The organism is Streptosporangium amethystogenes (assembly GCF_000721075.1).
GTDB classification, from domain to species: domain Bacteria; phylum Actinomycetota; class Actinomycetes; order Streptosporangiales; family Streptosporangiaceae; genus Streptosporangium; species Streptosporangium amethystogenes.
On sequence record NZ_JOEQ01000009.1, the window covers coordinates 207,936 to 225,860 of the forward strand.

At 68.5% G+C, this 17,925-nt stretch carries 17 protein-coding genes; 13 read left to right on the forward strand and 4 right to left on the reverse strand.

The annotated features are described in order from the left end of the window. Nucleotides 1–174 precede the first annotated feature (174 nt). Nucleotides 175–1,536, reverse strand: a complete 1,362-nt coding sequence (locus IG98_RS54295; RefSeq protein WP_051752164.1) for a S8 family serine peptidase — start codon at nt 1,534–1,536, stop codon at nt 175–177. A gap of 323 nt (nt 1,537–1,859) precedes the next feature. Here IG98_RS54295 and IG98_RS0115870 point away from each other — a divergent pair, with 323 nt between their 5' ends. From IG98_RS0115870 to IG98_RS0115880, 3 genes are all read left to right on the forward strand, one after another. Further along, nucleotides 1,860–3,317, forward strand: coding sequence for a family 43 glycosylhydrolase (locus tag IG98_RS0115870; RefSeq protein WP_211263991.1), 1,458 nt, complete (start codon nt 1,860–1,862; stop codon nt 3,315–3,317). Nucleotides 3,318–3,445: 128 nt separating this feature from the next. Beyond that, on the forward strand, nt 3,446–5,158 hold the full coding sequence (locus IG98_RS0115875; RefSeq protein WP_211263992.1) for a family 43 glycosylhydrolase: 1,713 nt from the start codon (nt 3,446–3,448) through the stop codon (nt 5,156–5,158). A 151-nt stretch (nt 5,159–5,309) separates the two neighbouring features. Continuing rightward, the gene (locus IG98_RS0115880) at nt 5,310–6,110 is read left to right on the forward strand and encodes a class I SAM-dependent methyltransferase (RefSeq protein ID WP_030912229.1); all 801 of its coding nucleotides are present in this window, start codon (nt 5,310–5,312) and stop codon (nt 6,108–6,110) included. Between the two features lie 133 nt (nt 6,111–6,243). Here the strand turns inward: IG98_RS0115880 and IG98_RS0115885 are convergent, their stop codons facing one another. Both IG98_RS0115885 and IG98_RS0115890 read right to left on the reverse strand, forming a co-directional pair. Beyond that, complete coding sequence (locus tag IG98_RS0115885) at nt 6,244–6,471, reverse strand: hypothetical protein (protein WP_030912232.1); 228 nt, start codon at nt 6,469–6,471, stop codon at nt 6,244–6,246. A 227-nt stretch (nt 6,472–6,698) separates the two neighbouring features. Continuing rightward, complete coding sequence (locus IG98_RS0115890) at nt 6,699–6,887, reverse strand: hypothetical protein (protein ID WP_030912235.1); 189 nt, start codon at nt 6,885–6,887, stop codon at nt 6,699–6,701. Between the two features lie 441 nt (nt 6,888–7,328). Here IG98_RS0115890 and IG98_RS0115895 point away from each other — a divergent pair, with 441 nt between their 5' ends. From IG98_RS0115895 to IG98_RS0115905, 3 genes are all read left to right on the forward strand, one after another. Continuing rightward, nucleotides 7,329–8,171, forward strand: coding sequence for a helix-turn-helix domain-containing protein (locus IG98_RS0115895; protein WP_037970491.1), 843 nt, complete (start codon nt 7,329–7,331; stop codon nt 8,169–8,171). 10 nt (nt 8,172–8,181) lie between these two features. Beyond that, nucleotides 8,182–8,634 (forward strand): VOC family protein, encoded by a 453-nt coding sequence (locus tag IG98_RS0115900; RefSeq protein ID WP_245651579.1) that lies wholly within the window; start codon nt 8,182–8,184, stop codon nt 8,632–8,634. A gap of 359 nt (nt 8,635–8,993) precedes the next feature. Beyond that, the gene (locus IG98_RS0115905) at nt 8,994–9,923 is read left to right on the forward strand and encodes an ADP-ribosylglycohydrolase family protein (protein WP_157594358.1); all 930 of its coding nucleotides are present in this window, start codon (nt 8,994–8,996) and stop codon (nt 9,921–9,923) included. Between the two features lie 195 nt (nt 9,924–10,118). On the opposite strand, the gene IG98_RS0115910 is transcribed toward IG98_RS0115905, so the two are convergent. Continuing rightward, a complete protein-coding gene (locus IG98_RS0115910) occupies nt 10,119–10,310 on the reverse strand; it encodes a hypothetical protein (RefSeq protein ID WP_030912246.1) in 192 nt (63 codons plus the stop codon). Nucleotides 10,311–10,355: 45 nt separating this feature from the next. Here IG98_RS0115910 and IG98_RS0115915 point away from each other — a divergent pair, with 45 nt between their 5' ends. The 7 genes from IG98_RS0115915 to IG98_RS0115945 all read left to right on the forward strand — a co-directional run bounded on the left by IG98_RS0115915 (nt 10,356) and on the right by IG98_RS0115945 (nt 17,638). Further along, a complete protein-coding gene (locus IG98_RS0115915) occupies nt 10,356–10,652 on the forward strand; it encodes a hypothetical protein (RefSeq protein ID WP_030912249.1) in 297 nt (98 codons plus the stop codon). A gap of 1,033 nt (nt 10,653–11,685) precedes the next feature. Then, nucleotides 11,686–13,317 (forward strand): MFS transporter, encoded by a 1,632-nt coding sequence (locus IG98_RS0115920; RefSeq protein ID WP_037970406.1) that lies wholly within the window; start codon nt 11,686–11,688, stop codon nt 13,315–13,317. A 4-nt stretch (nt 13,318–13,321) separates the two neighbouring features. After that, nucleotides 13,322–15,112 (forward strand): DEAD/DEAH box helicase, encoded by a 1,791-nt coding sequence (locus IG98_RS0115925; protein WP_245651580.1) that lies wholly within the window; start codon nt 13,322–13,324, stop codon nt 15,110–15,112. A gap of 2 nt (nt 15,113–15,114) precedes the next feature. Beyond that, nucleotides 15,115–15,675, forward strand: a complete 561-nt coding sequence (locus IG98_RS0115930) for a hypothetical protein (RefSeq protein WP_030912258.1) — start codon at nt 15,115–15,117, stop codon at nt 15,673–15,675. A gap of 586 nt (nt 15,676–16,261) precedes the next feature. Beyond that, nucleotides 16,262–16,480, forward strand: a complete 219-nt coding sequence (locus IG98_RS0115935; RefSeq protein WP_030912261.1) for a hypothetical protein — start codon at nt 16,262–16,264, stop codon at nt 16,478–16,480. A gap of 252 nt (nt 16,481–16,732) precedes the next feature. Further along, nucleotides 16,733–17,017, forward strand: coding sequence for a hypothetical protein (locus IG98_RS0115940; RefSeq protein ID WP_157594359.1), 285 nt, complete (start codon nt 16,733–16,735; stop codon nt 17,015–17,017). Nucleotides 17,018–17,131: 114 nt separating this feature from the next. Next, complete coding sequence (locus IG98_RS0115945; protein ID WP_157594360.1) at nt 17,132–17,638, forward strand: hypothetical protein; 507 nt, start codon at nt 17,132–17,134, stop codon at nt 17,636–17,638. Nucleotides 17,639–17,925 lie beyond the last annotated feature (287 nt).

Genomic DNA, 17,925 nt, shown 5'->3' on the forward strand with positions numbered 1-17,925 from the left:
GTCTTTCCGCAGAGTTCCCGGCCGCGGTCTGCCGAGTTTCCTGACGACCGCCACATCCGGCCGGAACGGCATGGCCGGTGTCAGCCACGGCGACGCCGGGTCACCCCGAGGAGTACCGCCGGTCGGGAGGTCGGGCCTGAGAAGTGACCCACGCGCGGGCCTCGCCGGCCCCTCTCACCTGCGCGGTGGTGGCGGAGGAGGCGGTGGCCGGCCTTGCCACTGGGGCGGGCCCATCGGCGGTGGGGCCGGTCGTCCGGAAGGTGGTGCGTAGGGCGGTGGTCGCCGGTACCCCTGGTGGGGATGGTGCGGCCCCGGCTGGGGCGGCATCCCGTACGGTGGGAGCGACGGCCCGGCCGCGCCCGCCTGCCGCGAGCGGCGATTGCGGATCACCAGGACGATGACGAGGACCAGGACCAGCACCATGACGGCCGCCTGGATGGCGGCGCCGACGGGGTCGGTGACGGTGATCTCGATCGCGGGCCCGTCGTCGGCCCGGCTCCGTGCGGGCCGGGGGGTCGGGGTGGGAGAGGCCGGTGGCGTACCGAGTGGGTTGGCGTCGACCTGCCGCGTCCTGGCGGTCAGTGCCCGTACCGGATCGACGACACCGTAACCGGAGAATATGTCACGTCCCTTGTCGTCGCGGTCCCTCGCGGTGCGGATCAGCCGGTTGACCACGTTGTTCGCGTCGAGGTCGGGGTACTTCGCCCGCACCAGGGCGGCCACCCCCGACACGATCGCCGCCGCGTTACCCGTGGTCGCACTGACCAGGTAGCCGTTGTCCGACAGCCGCCGGGGCGCGGGATGAATGATCTTCACGGCGGGAGCCGCGAGCGCCAGTTCGCGGCCGGTTATGGAATCGGACCAGGCGCCTCCGGTCCTGGTCGTGCCGGCGACGGCGATCACGCCGGGGACCGAGGCGGGGCACTCGACACCGACACCGTATTCGCGGTCACCAGCGGGCGCGACGACCACGACGTCCTTGCGGAGCGCGTAGCGGACCGCCTCGTACTCCTCCTGAGAGCAGTGGTTCAGGGACACCGAAACGTTGATCACATTCGCGCCGTTGTCGGCGGCCCACCGGATGGCTCGGTCGAGGGTGTCGGAAGTGGGTGACCTGCCGAGGTTGACGGGCAGGATCCTGGCATCGGGCGCGATGCCGAGCAGGCGCGTGTCGCTGCCGCCGGGACCCACGATGAGCCCGGCGACACCGGTGTCGTGGCCGTGATCGCTGCCGTCCTCCCGGCCGTCGGCCGCCGCGGCCTTGTCGTAGGAGCGTCCCCGGAGAACGCGCCCCTTGAGGTCGGGGTGGTCGGCGTCGACGCCGCTGCCGATGACGGCCACCACCGTCCCGCCGCCTCTGGACAACCGGTGCGCCCGCTCGACCCGCAGTGTGTCCAGGTGCCAGGCCAGCCCGCGAACGGTGTCGGCCCGCGCGGCGGTGGCGAGCACGCCGGGTACGACGACGAAGGAAAGGACGCTCATCGCCACGGCCACGCCGGCTCGAACCAGCCGTCGTGAGGTGTTCGACAGGTACATGTGGTTTCCCCCGGCTCGGGAGCTCTGCGGCTCGGGATGTTTCTCAGCCTGCCGCACTTGATCATGGCCTGGCAACCGAGGCCCGTAGCGGCCCGGATCCGCACCACCCTGCGAAGTGCAGCGGGGAATTGACGCCAGCTCTTGACGTCAGCAATGTTTGCGTTAACGCTTTGGGCGGAAACCTCCGCGAAATTCCCTCGTGACTTTCGCGGCCCGTCACCTGTTTCTTGTTAGCGCTAACATTCATTGGGAGATACGAGCATGCTGCGCATCACCCCCCGCGCGGCGGTCGACGTCGTGACGATCCGGCAGGCGGAAAGCCGATGAACAGGCTCCCGCGTCGCCCGTCGCGGTCGGCGGCGCTGACCGCCATGGTCGTGCTGAGCCTGATCGCCGCCCTGCTGACAGCCTCCGCGGCCCACGCCACACCGGCCGTCCAGTACACCAACCCCCTGGCCACGCAACGAGCCGACCCCCACATCTTCCGGCACACCGACGGCTACTACTACTTCACCGCCACCGTGCCCGAGTACGACCGCATCGTGCTGCGCCGGGCCACCACACTGCAGGGCCTGTCCACCGCGCCGGAGACGGTCATCTGGCGCAGGCACGCAAGCGGTGAGATGGGAGCCCACATCTGGGCGCCGGAGATCCACTTCATCAACGGCAAGTGGTACGTCTACTTCGCCGCCGGCCGCGCCGACGACATCTGGCGGATCCGGATGTACGTCCTGGAGAGCGGCGCCGCCAACCCGCTGACCGGCACCTGGACCGAACGCGGCCGGATCGCCACCCCCTGGGACACCTTCGCGCTGGACGCCTCGACGTTCGTCGCGGGCGGTGTCCGGTACCTGACCTGGGCACAGCAGGAACCCGGCATCGCCACCAACTCGAACCTGTACATCGCCCGGATGGGTGCCAACCCGTGGACCATCACCGGGTCGACGACGCGGCTGACCGTGCCGACGCTGGCCTGGGAGACGCGCGGATACAAGGTCGCCGAAGGACCGACGGTGATCCAGCGTAACGGCCGGATCTTCCTCACCTACTCCGCCAGCGCCACCGACGCCAACTACTGCCTCGGCATGCTGACCGCCTCGGCCTCGGCCGACCTGCTCAACGCCTCCTCCTGGACCAAGAGCCAGAACCCGGTGTTCGCCACCAACGCCACGACCGGCCAGTACGGGCCGGGGCACAACTCCTTCACCGTCTCCGAGGACGGGCAGAGCGACATCCTCGTCTATCACGACCGTAACTACCGGGACATCTCCGGCGACCCGCTCAATGATCCCAACCGGCGTACCAGGCTCCAGAAGGTGTACTGGACCGCGGACGGCACCCCCGACTTCGGCATCCCGGTTCCCGACGGGGTCACACCGGTGCGGCTGAGGTCCCACGGCCAGCCCGATCGTTTCGTCCGGCACTGGGAGTTCCGGGCCCGCCTCGACGCCAACGTCTCGCCGCTGGCCGACTCCCAGTTCCGGATCGTCTCCGGGCTGGGCGGTGGGGCGACGGTGTCGCTGGAGTCCGTCAACTTCCCCGGCTACTACCTGCGGCACCGTAACTTCCAGGCGTGGGTGGAGCGCGACGACGGCTCGGCGACCTTCCGTGCCGACGCCACCTTCACCCGCCGCGCCGGCCTGGCCGACGGTTCGGCCGTGTCGCTGGAGTCCGTCAACTTCCCCGGCTACTACCTGCGCCATCGTGACCTCCAGATGTGGGTGGAGCGCGACGACGGCTCGGCGACCTTCCGTACCGGCGCCACCTTCACCCTGGAGTGACCCGCCGGCCTGGCTCTCCGGGCCGCCCATGCTCGACGCGGGCGGCCCGACGCTCGCGCCACACCCATTCCGAAGCGTTTCCAGGAGCCCCCATGCCACGAAAAAAGGGCATCATTGGCGCAATCTGCGTGCTTCTCCTTAGTCTCAGCTGCATAGCCACCCTCACGGCGCCCGCCCAGGCGGTGGGGGAGACCACATTCCGCAATCCATTGCTGGCCGACGGCGCCGATCCGTGGCTGCAGTACCACGAGGGCAACTACTACCTGGCCAGCACCACCTGGAACTCCCAGCTGGTGATGCGCAAGTCACCGACCCTGGCGGGCCTGCGCACCGCCGCCCCGCAGTACGTCTGGTCGGACACCTCCGCCGGCGCCTGCTGCAACTTCTGGGCGTTCGAGTTCCACCGGCTCAACGGTCCCAGCGGAACCCGCTGGTACCTGATGTACACCTCCGGACAGAGCGGCACCCTCGACCACCAGCACCTCAGTGTGCTGGAGAGCGCCGGCGACGACCCGCTGGGGCCGTACAGCCCCAAGGGCTCGCCGATGCCGGGCACCTGGAACATCGACGGCTCCTACCTCCAGCTGAACGGCCAGCTGTACCTGCTCTGGTCGGAGTGGCAGGGAGCGGACCAGAGCATGTGGGTCGCGCGGATGACCAACCCCTGGACCATCACCGGCTCCAAGGTGCTCATCTCCCGGCCCACCTACGGCTGGGAGACCGTGGGCGGTCGGGTCAACGAGGGCCCGGAGGTGCTGCAGCGGGGCGGGAAGACCTTCATCGTGTACTCGGCCAGCTCCTGCAACACCCCGGACTACAAGCTCGGCATGCTGACGCTGACCGGCGGTGACCCGCTCAGCGCCTCGTCATGGACCAAGTCCGCCAACCCGGTCTTCCAGCGCGGCAACGGCGTGTACGGCCCGGGGCACAACGGCTTCTTCACGTCCCCGGACGGCTCCGAGAACTGGATCGTCTACCACGGCAACGCCTCCACCAGCCAGGGATGCGGGAACACCCGCTCCACCAGGGCGCAGAAGTTCACCTGGAACGCGGACGGCACCCCCAACTTCGGCACACCCGCCGCCACCACCGTCGACCTGCCGGTGCCCTCCGGCGAGCGCGGCCCGTTCACCGTGGCGGTGAAGGGCGCCGCGTACACGCTCGTCAACCGCAACAGCGGCCTGTGCCTGGCGACCACCGGTGGATCCGGCGCCGACGGCGCCAACGTCGCCCAGCACTCCTGCACCGGCTCCGCCGCCCAGTGGGTGCTGGACTCCACCGCCGACGGCTACCACCGCCTGGTCAACAAGCAGAGCAACAAGGTGCTCGATCTCGCCGACTGCGGCACCGCGGACGGCGCCGATGTCCGGCAGTGGGCCTGGCTGGACAACACCTGCCAGCAGTGGCGGCTGCAGCCGGTCGGCACGGCCGCCGTCGTCAGCGCGCAGAGCGGCAAGGTGCTCGACGTCGCCGACTGCTCGACCGGCAACGACGCGAACGTCCGGCAGTGGCCCTGGCTGGGTACCGCCTGCCAGAAGTGGACCTTCACCCACACCGACAACGGCTACCAGCGGATCCACCCCGTCCACAGCGGCGGCAGCTGCCTGGTCGTGAACGCGGCCTCCACCGCCGACGGCGCCGATGTGGCGCAGGGGACCTGCTCCGGCACCAACGCCCAGTGGCGCCTTGAGGCGCTCGCCGACGGCTCGGTCAGGTTCGTGGCACGGCACAGCGGCAAGGCACTCGACCTCGCCAACTGCGGACTCGCCGACGGCACCGACATCGCGCAGTGGTCGTGGCTGAACAACATCTGCCAGCGGTTCCACCTCCGGGCCACCTGACCGGTCCAGGCTCGGCGGGTGCGCGCGGCCGAGCAGCCAGGCAAGGAACTCCGCCTGCGGTTACGCGGTACGAACCGTCTCAGAACCACCTCTCCACTCGGTCGTACCGCCTGCTCTGCTGATCCGCGGGAGTACGGGTTAGCCTTCGAGCATGGCCAAGAGTGATCGGGAAAGGTTGCGCGAGACCTTCACCGAGGACGCCGAACTGTACGACCGGGCTCGGCCGGGCTATCCGCCCGAGCTGTTCGATGATCTGGCCGATCTGGCCGGGGTCCGTGCGGGATGCCGGGTGTTGGAGATCGGCTGCGGCACGGGGCAGGCCACCGTGCCATTGGCAGAGCGGGGCTGTCAGATCATCGCGGTGGAACTCGGTGCGGCGATGGCCGCCGTCGCCCGCCGCAATCTGGCGCGTTTCCCGCTGGTCACCGTTGAGAACTCGGCATTCGAGGATTGGCCGCTGCCGCGACAGCCGTTCGACGTCGTGGTCTCGGCGACGGCGTTTCACTGGATCGACCCGGCGGTGCGGGTGGAGAAAGCGGCCGACGCGCTGCGCGTCGGGGGTGCGCTGGCCACGATCAGCACGCATCATGTCGCCGGTGGCAGCGAGGACTTCTTCCGTGAGGCGCAGGACTGTTACGAGCGCTTCGACCCGTCGACCCCGCCGGGACTGCGCCTGCGCGCCTCGGCGGAGATCCCCGCTGACAGCGCGGAGCTGGACCGGTCGGCACGGTTCGGGCCGGCCGTCTTCCGGCGCTACGAGTGGGAGCTGTCCTACTCGACCGCGCGGTATCTGGACGTGCTGCGCACCTACTCCGGTCATCGAGCGCTGGAGAGCGGAGCGCGGGCTGATCTCCTGAGCTGTATCGGGTCCCTGATCGACGAGCGTCACGGTGGCCGGATCAGCAAGCGCTATCTGACCGAGTTGCGAGTCGCGCATCGTCGTACGTGCTGAAAGGCGCGTGCTGAAAGGCGCGGCGAGGGTGGGGGGGTGGTGGGCCGAGGGCCACACCTGCCCTCCCGCCGTCACCACCGACGACGTACTCGGCGGACCCGCGGGCTGTGTCTTTCCCCGTGGCGCAGGGGGCTCAGAGTTTGTACAGCTTCTTGAACGGTGTCGTGACTCGTTCCTGCCGGGATCCGAAATCGACGACCACGGCGACCTCGTCCTCTACACCGGTGACGATGCCAAGACCATATCGATCATGGGTCACCCGGTCGTTCACGCTGAACCGCTCGGCGGGCGGAGCCGGGGGCGGGGGTTTGAAGGGACTGGTGGGCAGGTGACGGCGGGGTGCGCCGTTGGCTGGCTTCATCCTCTCCAGTATGTGCCGCCGGTGAGAACGCTCGCGACAGAGGGGCGGCAGGCTCCCCCAAAATGATCAAGAGTCGGTCGGGAATCCGGCCCCTGGGCCTTCGTGGTCGGAGCGGACGGCGGGGGCCGAGTCTCCCCGCTGCGGGCCCTTCGGGTCGGCCGGGGAGGAACGGCCTCGTTCTGGAGGGGAACGAGGCCGTCGGCATTTCCAGACCTGTGCGGTTACTCCTAGAGGATGCCGATGTTGCCGTAGTCGAGGAGCATCCCGGTCCCGGTTCCGTTCCCGATCCCGATCCCGAGTCCGTCCCACGGGTCGGAGGGGGAGGCCGTCGCGTGGGCCGGACCAGTGGCTAGCGCGGGCGCGGCCAGGACGGCGCCGAGAGTGATCAGCCCAGCGGCGATCGTGGTGCGGTTCATCGCGGTCTTCTCCTTTGGGCGAGGGCGGCCCGCCTGCTGCGGACCGTCTCTCCGTTGCTGTGCGCACTCATATGACTACCTGGAGAGAGTCGGTTCAACTCTGGGCGGCATCCGGACAACGGTTGGAGTTCGGGACACTCCCACAGCTGTCCGGCCTGAGTCGCAAAGGGAAGCGGCTTCCTCTATGTATCAAACATGTGTTCCTATTTGTGCCATCTCCTCGGGGAGAAACCGGTCCGACCTCGGAGGGTGCGGGTGGTCCGGCCGACGGTGCCGTTAGCCGCCCATCTCGTCCCACCGGCCGGAAGACCTGGAGGCCCAACTTTTTGCGTACGGCCGGTGTGGTGATCCAGAAGAGCGGCCGGGCGGACGTGCGGGAGCTCTGCATGGAAGTGGATCGGTCGCGTCGCCGGGCCGCCGTACGGTGAAGGGGTGACCATCGTGCCTGTTCATCAGAGGTCCGCGGCTCTGGCGCCGTTCGTGGCGACACTGAGCGCCTACGAACTCGGCCCGGGCTCGGTCGGCGTTCATCGGGGGCTGCCCTCGTCCACGATGTCGATCACGATCCCGGAGGCGGACTCGTTGGAGATCGCGTGGCTCGGGCGGCCCGGCTCGCGGAAACGGTTCCGGGCCGTCGTCGCAGGGCTTCACCTGGGCGCAGCCGAGCTGAGGCAGGAGGGCGGCACGCGCGGCGTGTGGTTGACACTCAGCCCGCTGGGTGCCGGCGCGCTGCTGGGGATCCCGGCGTCGGCGCTGGCCGGGCACGTCGCCGATCTCGCCGACGTGGCCCCGGCGATGGCGTACCTGCCGGAGCAGCTGGCGGCCTGCCGGTCCTGGCCACAACGCCGAGCCCTCGTCGAAGGCGCCCTGATCGCTGGACGGGCCCGGCACGAGGGAAAGACCGGCGGCCAAGAACTGCGGGCCACGCTGGCGGCACTGTCCGAGACCGCCCGGGTGCAGGAGGCGGCTCGGCTTCTCGGGTGCTCCCGGCGTCATCTGAGCGGTACGGTTCGCACCGAGTTGGGGGTGACGCCGAAGGAGTACCAGCGGCTCCTTCGGTTCGAGGCCGCACGAGGCGGGCTCATGGCCGCCGCCCGCGCCGGGACGGTCAGCCTTGCGGCAGTGGCCGCGGCGTCGGGATTCGCCGACCAGGCGCACCTCACCCGGGAATGGCGGGCCATGGCCGGGTGCACACCGACCGAGTGGCTACGCGCCGAAGGCCTGACCGCGCAGGGGTCATCAGCCCGCGACAGGCCACCGGACCACGGGGGTGCGTCCAGATGACGGCGGACGCATGGGGCGTTCCCAAATCTTCAAGACCCCTGCCTTCGTCCGGCCCGACGATGGGTTCATGACGCCTGATATTCATCTTTCTCCCCGTCTCATCGTGCCCGACCCGGACCGTGCGTCGGCGTTCTACCAGGTCGCCCTTGGCGCCGAGCAGGTGTTCCGCGCTCCCCGGAACGACGATGGCAGGCCCAGCGTCGTTGATCACCGCGTCGGCGGGTCGTCCTTCCGGGTCTCGCCGGCCGTCTCATCGTGGGGGTGGACGTCCCCCGATGATCTCGGTGGATCCGCGGTCCTCCTCGAGGTCGAGGTCGACGATCCGGACGCGGTCGGCGAACGCATGATCGTCCACGGCGCCGAGGTGGTTGTGCCGATCGAGAACCGGCCCTACGGCAAGCGCTCGGGCCGCATCCGTGACCCGCTCGGCCACCTGTGGATCATCACGGGCGAGCTACGCTGAGGGCGCGGGTGCAGGTACGCGTTTGGGCGGCCAGGTCGCCGATGCCGCTGCGGCCGCGGGCGGGAGGGGGCTGGTGATCCGGCCCGGCCGTCCTCTCCGTACTCCGGGGCACCGTCATTCTCCGAGCGCCGCTTTTTCGCGGACACTCGCCCCCGGCTGTGTGGGCAGACGGTCGGCGACGCGCTGGAGTGGCTATCGGCACCGGCTTGATCCATGCGAGAGCGATTCGGTAGTGGTACGTGGAGAGCCCGCTGTTCCGTCAGGGCGGTGTGTGCCTTACGGCGAACATCGGGGACGCGGGCTCGGCCCGTTTCTCCCGTCGTGACGGTGAACGTTTGGCGTACCTCACAATGAAGGGGATGTCCTCCTCTGATCCTCTTGTGCGTGCCACAGTGTCTCTTCACGGCCTGGCTCTGGGTGACGCCTTCGGTTCCCAGTTCTTCGTTCCGGCCAACCGCCACGCTCTGGCCGGCCGTCTGCTCCCGCCCGACCCATGGCAGTGGACCGATGACACCGAGATGGCCTGTTCCGTCTACCGTGTCCTGGCCGACCATGGCGCCATCGACCAGGATCGCCTTGCCGCCGGCTTCGCCACCCGTCACGATTTCGACCGCGGGTACGGCCCGGCCACCAACCGGATGCTCCGCCTCGTCCGCGAAGGCGGTGACTGGCGGGCGCTCTCGGCCGAGTTGTTCGACGGCAAGGGCTCGTGGGGTAATGGCGCCGCGATGCGGGTGGCGCCGCTCGGTGCCTGGTTCGCCGACGATCTCGCGCGCGTCGTCCACCAGGCCGCTCTGTCGGCGCAGGTCACCCACACCCATCCTGAAGCGGTGGCCGGCGCGATAGCCGTGGCCGTGGCCGCGGCGACGACCGTCACGGAGCCTCGGCTCCCACCAGGAGGCTTCCTGGACAGGCTCAGAGAGCACGTGCCCGCGAGCATGGTCCACGACGGCATCGCCGAGGCCCGGCGACTCCTCACCGTCAGTGATCCCGCCCTGGCCGCCACGATGCTGGGCAACGGGCGGCAGGTCAGCGCGCACGACACGGTGCCCTTCACCCTCTGGGTCGCGGCTCGCGAACGCCAGGACTTCGAAGCGGCCATGTGGACCACCGCGGCGGCAGGTGGTGACATCGACACCACCTGCGCCATCGTCGGCGGCATCATCGCGGCTTCAGGGAGCGCCCGTCCGCCTTCGGAGTGGAGGAGGCGATGCGAGCCGCTACCGGACTGGGCAGGAGCCCCGCCCCTCGGCCGTGAGCCGGACGCCGCAGACGGTTCTCAGCCGTAGGGCTGGAAGTGATGATGACTGTGCCCGGTGTCATCAGCCCCGCCCCGTACCCGGAGCGCCTTCCCGGGCGGGTCGGCGCACTACCGGCGGGTGCCCATGTGTTCGCAGCGGATCCCCAGCACCACGACTTCCATGGCCCGCGATGTGTGAAGGACCTCGTCCTAGAGCGGACGACGGCCCGCAAGCCCTGATGCGTCAACTGAACCGGGGCAGCTCCAGTTGCTCGTAGACGGCTATAGCCTTGGCCGTTATATCCAAGTTGATGATGAACGGGCGAATTTCCGTACTGCTTGTGATGGTCCTGATACCGCTTGCCGCCTGTGGCGGAACCGACGAGTCGGCGTCCGCGCCGTCCGCCGCTCCTCCCGCGTCGACCTCGCCGTCCACGCAGCCTGCCGCGCCCCGGAAGGTGACCGCGAGGTCACTCTGGAGGTGAACGGTAAGGGGAAGGTCCAGCAGCCGATCGTCTATTTCGCCGACACCGACGGCAGCGAGTCGGATGTCACCCTTCCCTGGAAGAAGACCGTGACCATCGAACTGACCGCGGCCGAACAGAAGGTCGGCTACCTGCTCTCCATCATCCCCGGCTCTGTCAGCGACTCCAGCGGCATGCTCAAGCCGGCCAAGTGCCGCATTCTGGTCGATGGCCAGGAGGTCGCCAATAATGACGGTGACGAGACATGCCGTCATCTCGTCGCCGACAGGCTCGACATAGCCGGGTCCCGGTAGGGCCTGTCCGGTGCCGAAGCCGTCCTCACCCTCCGCGCCGTCCAGACGAACGGGGACCTAGAACCCTACCTGCGCTACCACGGCCACCAAGAACACAAACGCACCTAACAGGCCGAATGCGACCTCACAGCCTGACCTCTCACTGGGCGTGCCGTTGTGACGAACGCTTTCCAGTTGGAAAGCATGGCCGCATGCACGGGCGACAGTGGTGTCCTCGATGCGGTCAGGGATGGGTCAAGTCCTACCGAGTACGGGGCGGCGAGATCAGCTTCCTCCTCCGCGAGGAATGCGACGCCACCTGGACGCCCGGACAGCAACCCGAGCGCGGCACCTTTCGTGATCTCAGCAACCGACCGAACGAAGCCTTCGGGACCACCGGTCAGAACATCAATTGGTGGGCGTGAATAGAAGAACCGCCAGAGCAAACCTGATCCAGGACGCACCTCTCCTCTTTCTGCGGACGAGCAACACCCTGGCAAGAATGCGGTCGGCTCTGTCCCCCGCCTTTCCATGAATACCCCGGCGACTTCCGTTCCACCGACCCGGGTGAATTCCAATCCTTCTATTCCAAAAATACGCGGGGAAGAATGTTCGGCCTGCTGAACCGGCAGGCCGAAAGGACCGCCCGTACGGGGTAGCCGTCTGGGTACTCGGCCGCTCCCGGCGGCCCCAGGACGGGCGGCCGCACCGGCGCTGGCGCCCACCTCCTTCCTACTTCCGGTGCAGCGCACGACGCGGTACACGGGGCGGGACAGGGCGCGGAGCAGAGGCAGAACACGGGGTGGGGCACGGAATTCACGCGAAGTCAAACAACAGGATCAGAAATTGACAGAGCACTTGGCGGTATGCCCACGGGAGCGCACTAAACCGCCGGCCCGCTCACATCTTCAAGAATTGACAGAGCACTTGGCGGTATGCCCTCGGGGGCGCCGGAAAATCGCCGACCGTTACCGGCCGACCGGGAATTGACATACGCCCGATGGTTGCCTACGGTCCGCTAGTCAGCTTTTCCAGACCGCATCCGAAGGTATTCATGACTGCATCCACGTTGCCGAAGTCCAGGCAGCAGTTGATTCTTGCCGTTCTTATGGTGTGTTCACTGCTGATCTGGCTGGACAACACCGTCCTGAGTACCACCCTGGAGACCCTCGCGGACCCGGTCCGTGGGCTGAACGCCAGCCCGGCCGAGCTGCAGTGGGCCACCGGCTCGTACACGCTGGCCTTCGCCACCTTGATGTTCACCGCGGGGGCGCTGGGCGACCGCTTCGGCCACCGGGCCGTGCTCGCGACGGGCCTGGTGGTCTTCGCCGCGTCCTCGGTGTGGGCAGCGTACGCGGGGGACGCGGGGCAGCTCATCGCCGCGCGGGCGGCGATGGGCGTCGGCAGCGCGCTGATCATGCCGGCCAACCTGGCCATCCTCATATGGACGTTCACCGGCCCGGCGCGGTCGACCGCGATCGCCATCTCCTCGACCTCCGCCGGTGTCGGCATGGCCGTGGGCCCGGTGCTCGCCGGTGTGCTGCTCGGCCACTTCTGGTGGGGCTCGGTCTTCCTGGTCAACGTCCCGGTCGTGGTCCTCGCGCTGATCGGCATCGCCCTGCTGGTCCCGAACTTCCGCAGCCCCGTCGTGCGACCGCTGGACCCGGCCGGGATGCTGCTGTCCATCACCGGCCTCGCGGCGCTCGCCTACGGACTGATCCGCGCGGGTCAGGTGGCGGCCTGGGACCGTACGGACGTCTGGGCGCCGATCGTCGTCGGACTGATCCTGCTGACCGTGTTCGTCCGCGTCGAACTGCGCAGCGAGATGCCGAGCTTTGATCCCCGGCTGCTCGCCCAGCGCGTGTTCGGCGGCGGCAACGCGGCGCTCGGCCTGCTCCTGTTCGCCATATCCGCGGTCACCTTCTACAACGCGTTCTACCTGCAGGGCGCGCGCGGCTACTCGCCGATCGAGGCGGGCCTGGCCAGCCTCCCGACCGCGCTCGGCGCGATCTTCGGCGCGCCCGTCGGCGCCCGCCTGGTGCACCGCTGGTCGCTGCGGCTCGTCGCCGTGCCGGCGCTGATCGTCGCGGCGCTGACCATGGGCGCGTACGGGCTCTTCGGACTGGGCACGCCCCTCGTCTGGATCGAGGTCGTGCTGCTGGTCCAGGGCCTGTCCATCGGCATGGTGCTCGGCCCGGTGACCGCGGCGCTGATCAGCACGCTGCCGCTGGAGCGGGCCGGTGCCGGGTCGGCCGTCACCAACACCGTGCGCCAGACCGGCAGTGTGATCGGTATCGCCGTCGGCGGCACGATCATGTCGATCGTGTACCGACGCGCGATCGAGCCGTCGCTGGACGGTGTCCCCGGACCGGTACGGGAGCAGGCGCGGGTCTCCGCCGAACAGGCGCGGCACGTCGCCACCACGTCCCACCTGCCCGCGCTCGGGCACGCCGCCGACGACGCGTTCGTCCACGCCATGCATGTCGGCGCGGTCTGGATCATGTTCATCGCGCTCCTCGGCGCGGCCGTGCTGCTGCTCGCCCTGCGCGCGATCCGCAAGCCCGCGGCTGCCGGTGGCGAGCCGGAGCCCGCGCGGGACGGCAGCCCGACCGCGGACGAGACGGCCCCCCGGGCTGGGGCCGAGGACCTGACCGCCCGCGAAGGCGACGACGTGGGGACCCGCTGACGCCATGGGAACCAGGCAGAAACTCCCCGAGACACGGTCGGACAGTCAGGCCACGTACCTGCCCGACCGGCACATGTTCGCCCTGTGGACCTGGGCCGACGGCGCCGTGGGGCCGGCCCCGCCGGTCGGTGACGTCCAGACCGTCCCCCTGGTCATCCCGACGCCGGACCTCGGCAGGCTCAAGGTGTCCGACGTCGACTGCGTGCTGATCGAGCCGGACCGGCTCGTGGCCGTGCCCCTCGACTCGCCCGGCCGGTCGGTGGACGTCTGGCGGTCGTGGATCGCGGGCGGCGAGTCGGCTCTGCCTATCGCCGCGCACGCGGTCCCCGACGCCGCAGGTGTCGCCGTCACGACGCCGGAGCACGCGAGCGGCGCCTTCCGCCGCACCACCGCGGTGGGGGCCGAGATGCGCACGGCGCTCACCGCCAAGCTGCGCCCGTATCAGGTACGCGGGGTGAGCTGGCTGCGCGAGACCATCGAGACGCACAGCGGCGCGGTGCTGGCCGACGAGATGGGACTCGGCAAGACCCTGCAGACCATCGGCTGTGTCGCCGGACGGGCCGAAAAGGGGCCGCAACTGGTGCTCTGTCCCACGTCGTTGGTGGGGAACTGGGCACACGAGATCGCGCGGTTCGCACCTGACCTGCGGGCCACGATCTGGCGCGGCGGGCCGCTGCCCACGGTGGACAGCGGCACGGTGGTGCTCACCGGCTACCCCACGCTGCGCACGCACAGCCCGGCCCTGGCGGGGATCCAGTGGAGCACTGCGGTCTTCGACGAGGCGCAGGTCCTGAAGAACCCCCGTACGCAGGTGTCGAAGGCCGCGCGCACCATCGCGGCCGACGCGCGGATCGCCCTGACCGGGACGCCCGTCGAGAATCACCTCGACGAGCTGTGGGCCCTGCTCAATCTGGTCGCACCGCACCTGTTCGGGAACCGGGCGCAGTTCCGCCATCGTTTCGTACGGCCGATCGCGGGCGGCTCCCCGGCCGCTTCCGCCCGGCTGCGCGGGGCCATCGAGCCGGTCGTGCTGATGCGGAAGAAGTCCCAAGTCGCGGGGTCGCTCCCGCCGAAGATCCACGCCGATCTCATCTGCGACCTCACCGAGGAGCAGGAGAGGCTGTACGACCGGCTGCTGGAGCAGGTCATCGACGACGGCTTCGGCAGTGGCGCCCAACGGCAGACCAAGGTGCTCGCGGTCCTGACCTCGCTCAAGCAGGTCTGCAACCATCCGGGCCTGATCACGGACGACCTCGGTGAGCTCTCGGGCAGGTCGGGAAAGCTCGACCTGTGCACCGACATCGTAGCCAACAACCTGGAGAACGACTCTCCGACCCTCGTCTTCACCCAGTACCGGCAGACCGGTGAGCTGCTGGTCCGGCACTTCGCCGAACAGTTCGGGGTGATTACGCCTTTCTTCCACGGCGGCCTGAACCAGGAGCAACGGGCCGACATCGTCCGCCGGTTCCAGTCCGACGACGGTCCGAAGGTGCTCGTCCTCAGCCTGAAGGCCGGGGGCACCGGGCTCACGCTCACGCGCGCCGCCGACGTCATCCACTTCGACCGATGGTGGAACCCGGCCGTGGAGGCCCAGGCATCCGACCGGGTCCACCGGATCGGTCAGACCCGCACGGTCACCGTCACCACCCTGACCACCGTCGAGGAGCACATCGCGGCCATGCACAACCGCAAGTCCGCGCTGTCGGACACCGCCGACATTTCCAGCGTCGCCGAGCTGACCCGCCTGGACGACAACCCTCTCATCGAGATCCTGCGCCGGAAGCGAGTCAACTGACCATGGCCAACCGCGACTACGGTTATGCGAAGTGGGGCAAGGACTGGGTCCGGTTCGCCGAGTTGTTGCGCCAGACCCGTCCCGATCCCCAGCTGCCGAGCGCGCGGCGCATGGCACGCGACGGGAAGGTGCAGATCACGTTCGACGGCCGGACCGTGCGCGCCGTCGTACACCGAGGTCGCGGCACCTCGGTGGTCACGATCGAGGTCGCGCCGATGTCCGCGGGGGCGACGGCCGAGATCTCCCGTCAGCTGAGCGGCATCCAGCCCCTGCTCACCGACGATCTGTACCGCGCGACCGCTGACGCGGGCCATCCGCCCGCGCCGGTCCTCGACAGCGTCGACTGCTCCTGCCCGGCTGCCACCCCGCGGTGCGTCCATGAGCTGGCCGTCTACTACGACATGGCGCGGCGCATCGACGACGATCCCCGCATCGCTCTCGACGTGCAGGGCTTCTTCCTCGCTTCGGCGGGCGGCGGCCAAGCGCCCGCCGAAGCGACGGCGCAGCGCTGGATCGCACTCAACTCCCTTGATTCGGCCGTCTACTTCACGGTGGCCGAGTGACCCGGCCGGCCTGAGAAGGAGCGGTGCGTGCCCACCCGGAGGGCACGCACCCTCACCACCCGCTGAGCCCGCGGATGCCCCCGCATCCTCCGGCCGTGACGGCCCCGCTCGCCCGCTCCGCCCGCGCCGTGGCGTCGATCGGAAGTCCTTCGAGAAAGGGACATGATCTCGCCGTAGACCGGCCTGTTGCAGGTGGCAGAAATGGCCTCCATGTACACGTGACCTGAGCTGGCCGTGTGTCAAAAGGTCCCCGAGAACGAGCTACACCCATCGCCGATCTCGACCTTGTCGCCGGGGGATTGCAATCCTAAGCAGCAATTCGGGCCTCGAATGGATGGTGAACCCTAACCGGGTTAGCAACTCGGCTCATGGCCGTCCCGATCGGTTCCACCTGGACCAACGTGCGCGGCCGGTCCATCCGGGACGGCATTGGACGGCGCTGGATTGCAACTAGAACTGCACCTGGGAGCAGCCGCCACGGTCCGGCATGACCTCGATGATGCATGTCGTTCCGCAGGGTGACCGCCGCGGGGTCACCCCCTGATCTCCCATGGCCGAGAAACCCGCTTGTCCGTATGATCGCCCAATGTCTGATGGAAAGTGCACCCACTGTGGCCACCAGGGTCTGGAGCCGGGCTTCCTGGCCGACCATAAACAACCCGGCTTCGGCGTCTGGGTGGAAGGTGAACTGGAACGGGGAGTATTCGGCGGAGCCAAGATGATGGGCCGCTCCAAATGGCTGGTGGACGCCCGTCGCTGCCCACAGTGCTACCACGTGGAGCTCTTCGCCGGCCGCCAACTGTAATCCGTAACGGGCGCGGAAAATCGACTAGAAGCCCAGAAAAATCAAGCCAGGCCGGGAAGCGGTCCCCGGCCTGGCCTTTATTCGCTGGATCAGGTGACGAAAGAACCCGCGCTGTCAGCTTGGGAAGTGCGTGGACCACGCCTCGTAGAGCAGCTGACCTGGGCGTTCGGTCGGTCATGAGTGACCGTGGTTGACCCCTCGTCACCCTGTCTAATGGCATGCCGATGGCACAGCGCGGGGGAAGACGAGGGGATGAATGCACAGGTCGCAGCCGAGATCGCGGAGGAGTACCTTGCGCGCCGGCGCTGCCTCGTGGCCTACGCAGAGCTCGCTGTCATGGAGGAGAACGACGACAAGGACCGGGAGAACGTCGTTGGGCGTGATGGCGAGAAGTACAAGGTGCTGACGTACGTGCTCCCGGACGCTGGCCACTGCCTCCGGATGGTCGTGGCGGTGAACGACAGAAGCCTCCACTCGGCGGTCATACCGCTGACATGCGATGCGATCATGCGGCCGGACGGCACCTGCGGCGAGTAGCTCGCGAGGCTGCGCGTACCCCCCGCCCGCCTGATCATCCCGGAGACGGAGCGCCCGCCAGGGGTGATGGGGTTGAAGGAGTGGCGATTGTGGCTGGACCGGTACGGTTTTCCCATGCAGATCATCTACCGTCCACGTTGGTCACTCGCCTTTTTCTCTGGTGGAGTCGGTGCCATCGTGCTCGCTGTCATCTATTGCATCCTGGCTGTCGCTCTTGGCTTGCCCGCGAATTTGACGGCAGGGGTTACCGTGGCCGTGAGCATGGTGTATCTGCTTTTCGTCGTGATGAAGGTGCGGCGCCGAAGTCTGACAGTCACCGAGGAGGGAATGATCGCTCAGAGAGATACCTTTAGGGTTGCGGTGAACTGGGCGGATTTCGTTGATGTGCAGCCCAAACGCATTGCCGGCCTGTATTCGGTCGACGTGATGACCTTCAGCGTCGGCGCCGTGGAGCCGGTGGATGTGAGAGGCCGTCGACGGAAGGCAGTTCCCCCGAAGGTGCACGCGATCGGTGCCGATCGACGAATTCAGGTAGGTGTCTACGTCCCTGACTGGCGGATAGAGCCGATCGGCGAACTGGTCGCGCGTCACTCCTCACCGGACCAGGATGTCTCGCCCTGATGCGGCGGTGCGCCGCCGGGGTCGGTGAGTGCGTTGGGTATGGCGAACGTGCGGTGCGGATACGGCCCGGTCGTCGCCGCCAGGATCGGCGCCCACGCCGCACGCCTGGATGGCGGGCGGATACGGCGGCGCGGCACGCCGCCCTTGACACCTACAAGAATAATTCGGCAACGCCGCCGCGTTTGAGGGTGTCCTGTCTCGCTTGATGGTTGACACTCTGGCCTCGCTTGATGCTTGACACCTTGATCGTCTTCTGTGCCTGCTCGTGGCGTTGTCTGCGCTTCGGG

Coding starts and splice junctions, on each gene's coding strand:
- IG98_RS54295 (WP_051752164.1), bottom strand. CDS start 1,536: ATGTACCTGTCGAACACCTCACGACGGCTGGTTCGAGCCGGCGTGGCC.
- IG98_RS0115870 (WP_211263991.1), top strand. CDS start 1,860: ATGAACAGGCTCCCGCGTCGCCCGTCGCGGTCGGCGGCGCTGACCGCC.
- IG98_RS0115880 (WP_030912229.1), top strand. CDS start 5,310: ATGGCCAAGAGTGATCGGGAAAGGTTGCGCGAGACCTTCACCGAGGAC.
- IG98_RS0115885 (WP_030912232.1), bottom strand. CDS start 6,471: ATGAAGCCAGCCAACGGCGCACCCCGCCGTCACCTGCCCACCAGTCCC.
- IG98_RS0115890 (WP_030912235.1), bottom strand. CDS start 6,887: ATGAACCGCACCACGATCGCCGCTGGGCTGATCACTCTCGGCGCCGTC.
- IG98_RS0115900 (WP_245651579.1), top strand. CDS start 8,182: ATGGGGCGTTCCCAAATCTTCAAGACCCCTGCCTTCGTCCGGCCCGAC.
- IG98_RS0115905 (WP_157594358.1), top strand. CDS start 8,994: ATGTCCTCCTCTGATCCTCTTGTGCGTGCCACAGTGTCTCTTCACGGC.
- IG98_RS0115920 (WP_037970406.1), top strand. CDS start 11,686: ATGACTGCATCCACGTTGCCGAAGTCCAGGCAGCAGTTGATTCTTGCC.
- IG98_RS0115925 (WP_245651580.1), top strand. CDS start 13,322: ATGGGAACCAGGCAGAAACTCCCCGAGACACGGTCGGACAGTCAGGCC.
- IG98_RS0115930 (WP_030912258.1), top strand. CDS start 15,115: ATGGCCAACCGCGACTACGGTTATGCGAAGTGGGGCAAGGACTGGGTC.
- IG98_RS0115935 (WP_030912261.1), top strand. CDS start 16,262: ATGTCTGATGGAAAGTGCACCCACTGTGGCCACCAGGGTCTGGAGCCG.
- IG98_RS0115940 (WP_157594359.1), top strand. CDS start 16,733: ATGAATGCACAGGTCGCAGCCGAGATCGCGGAGGAGTACCTTGCGCGC.
- IG98_RS0115945 (WP_157594360.1), top strand. CDS start 17,132: ATGCAGATCATCTACCGTCCACGTTGGTCACTCGCCTTTTTCTCTGGT.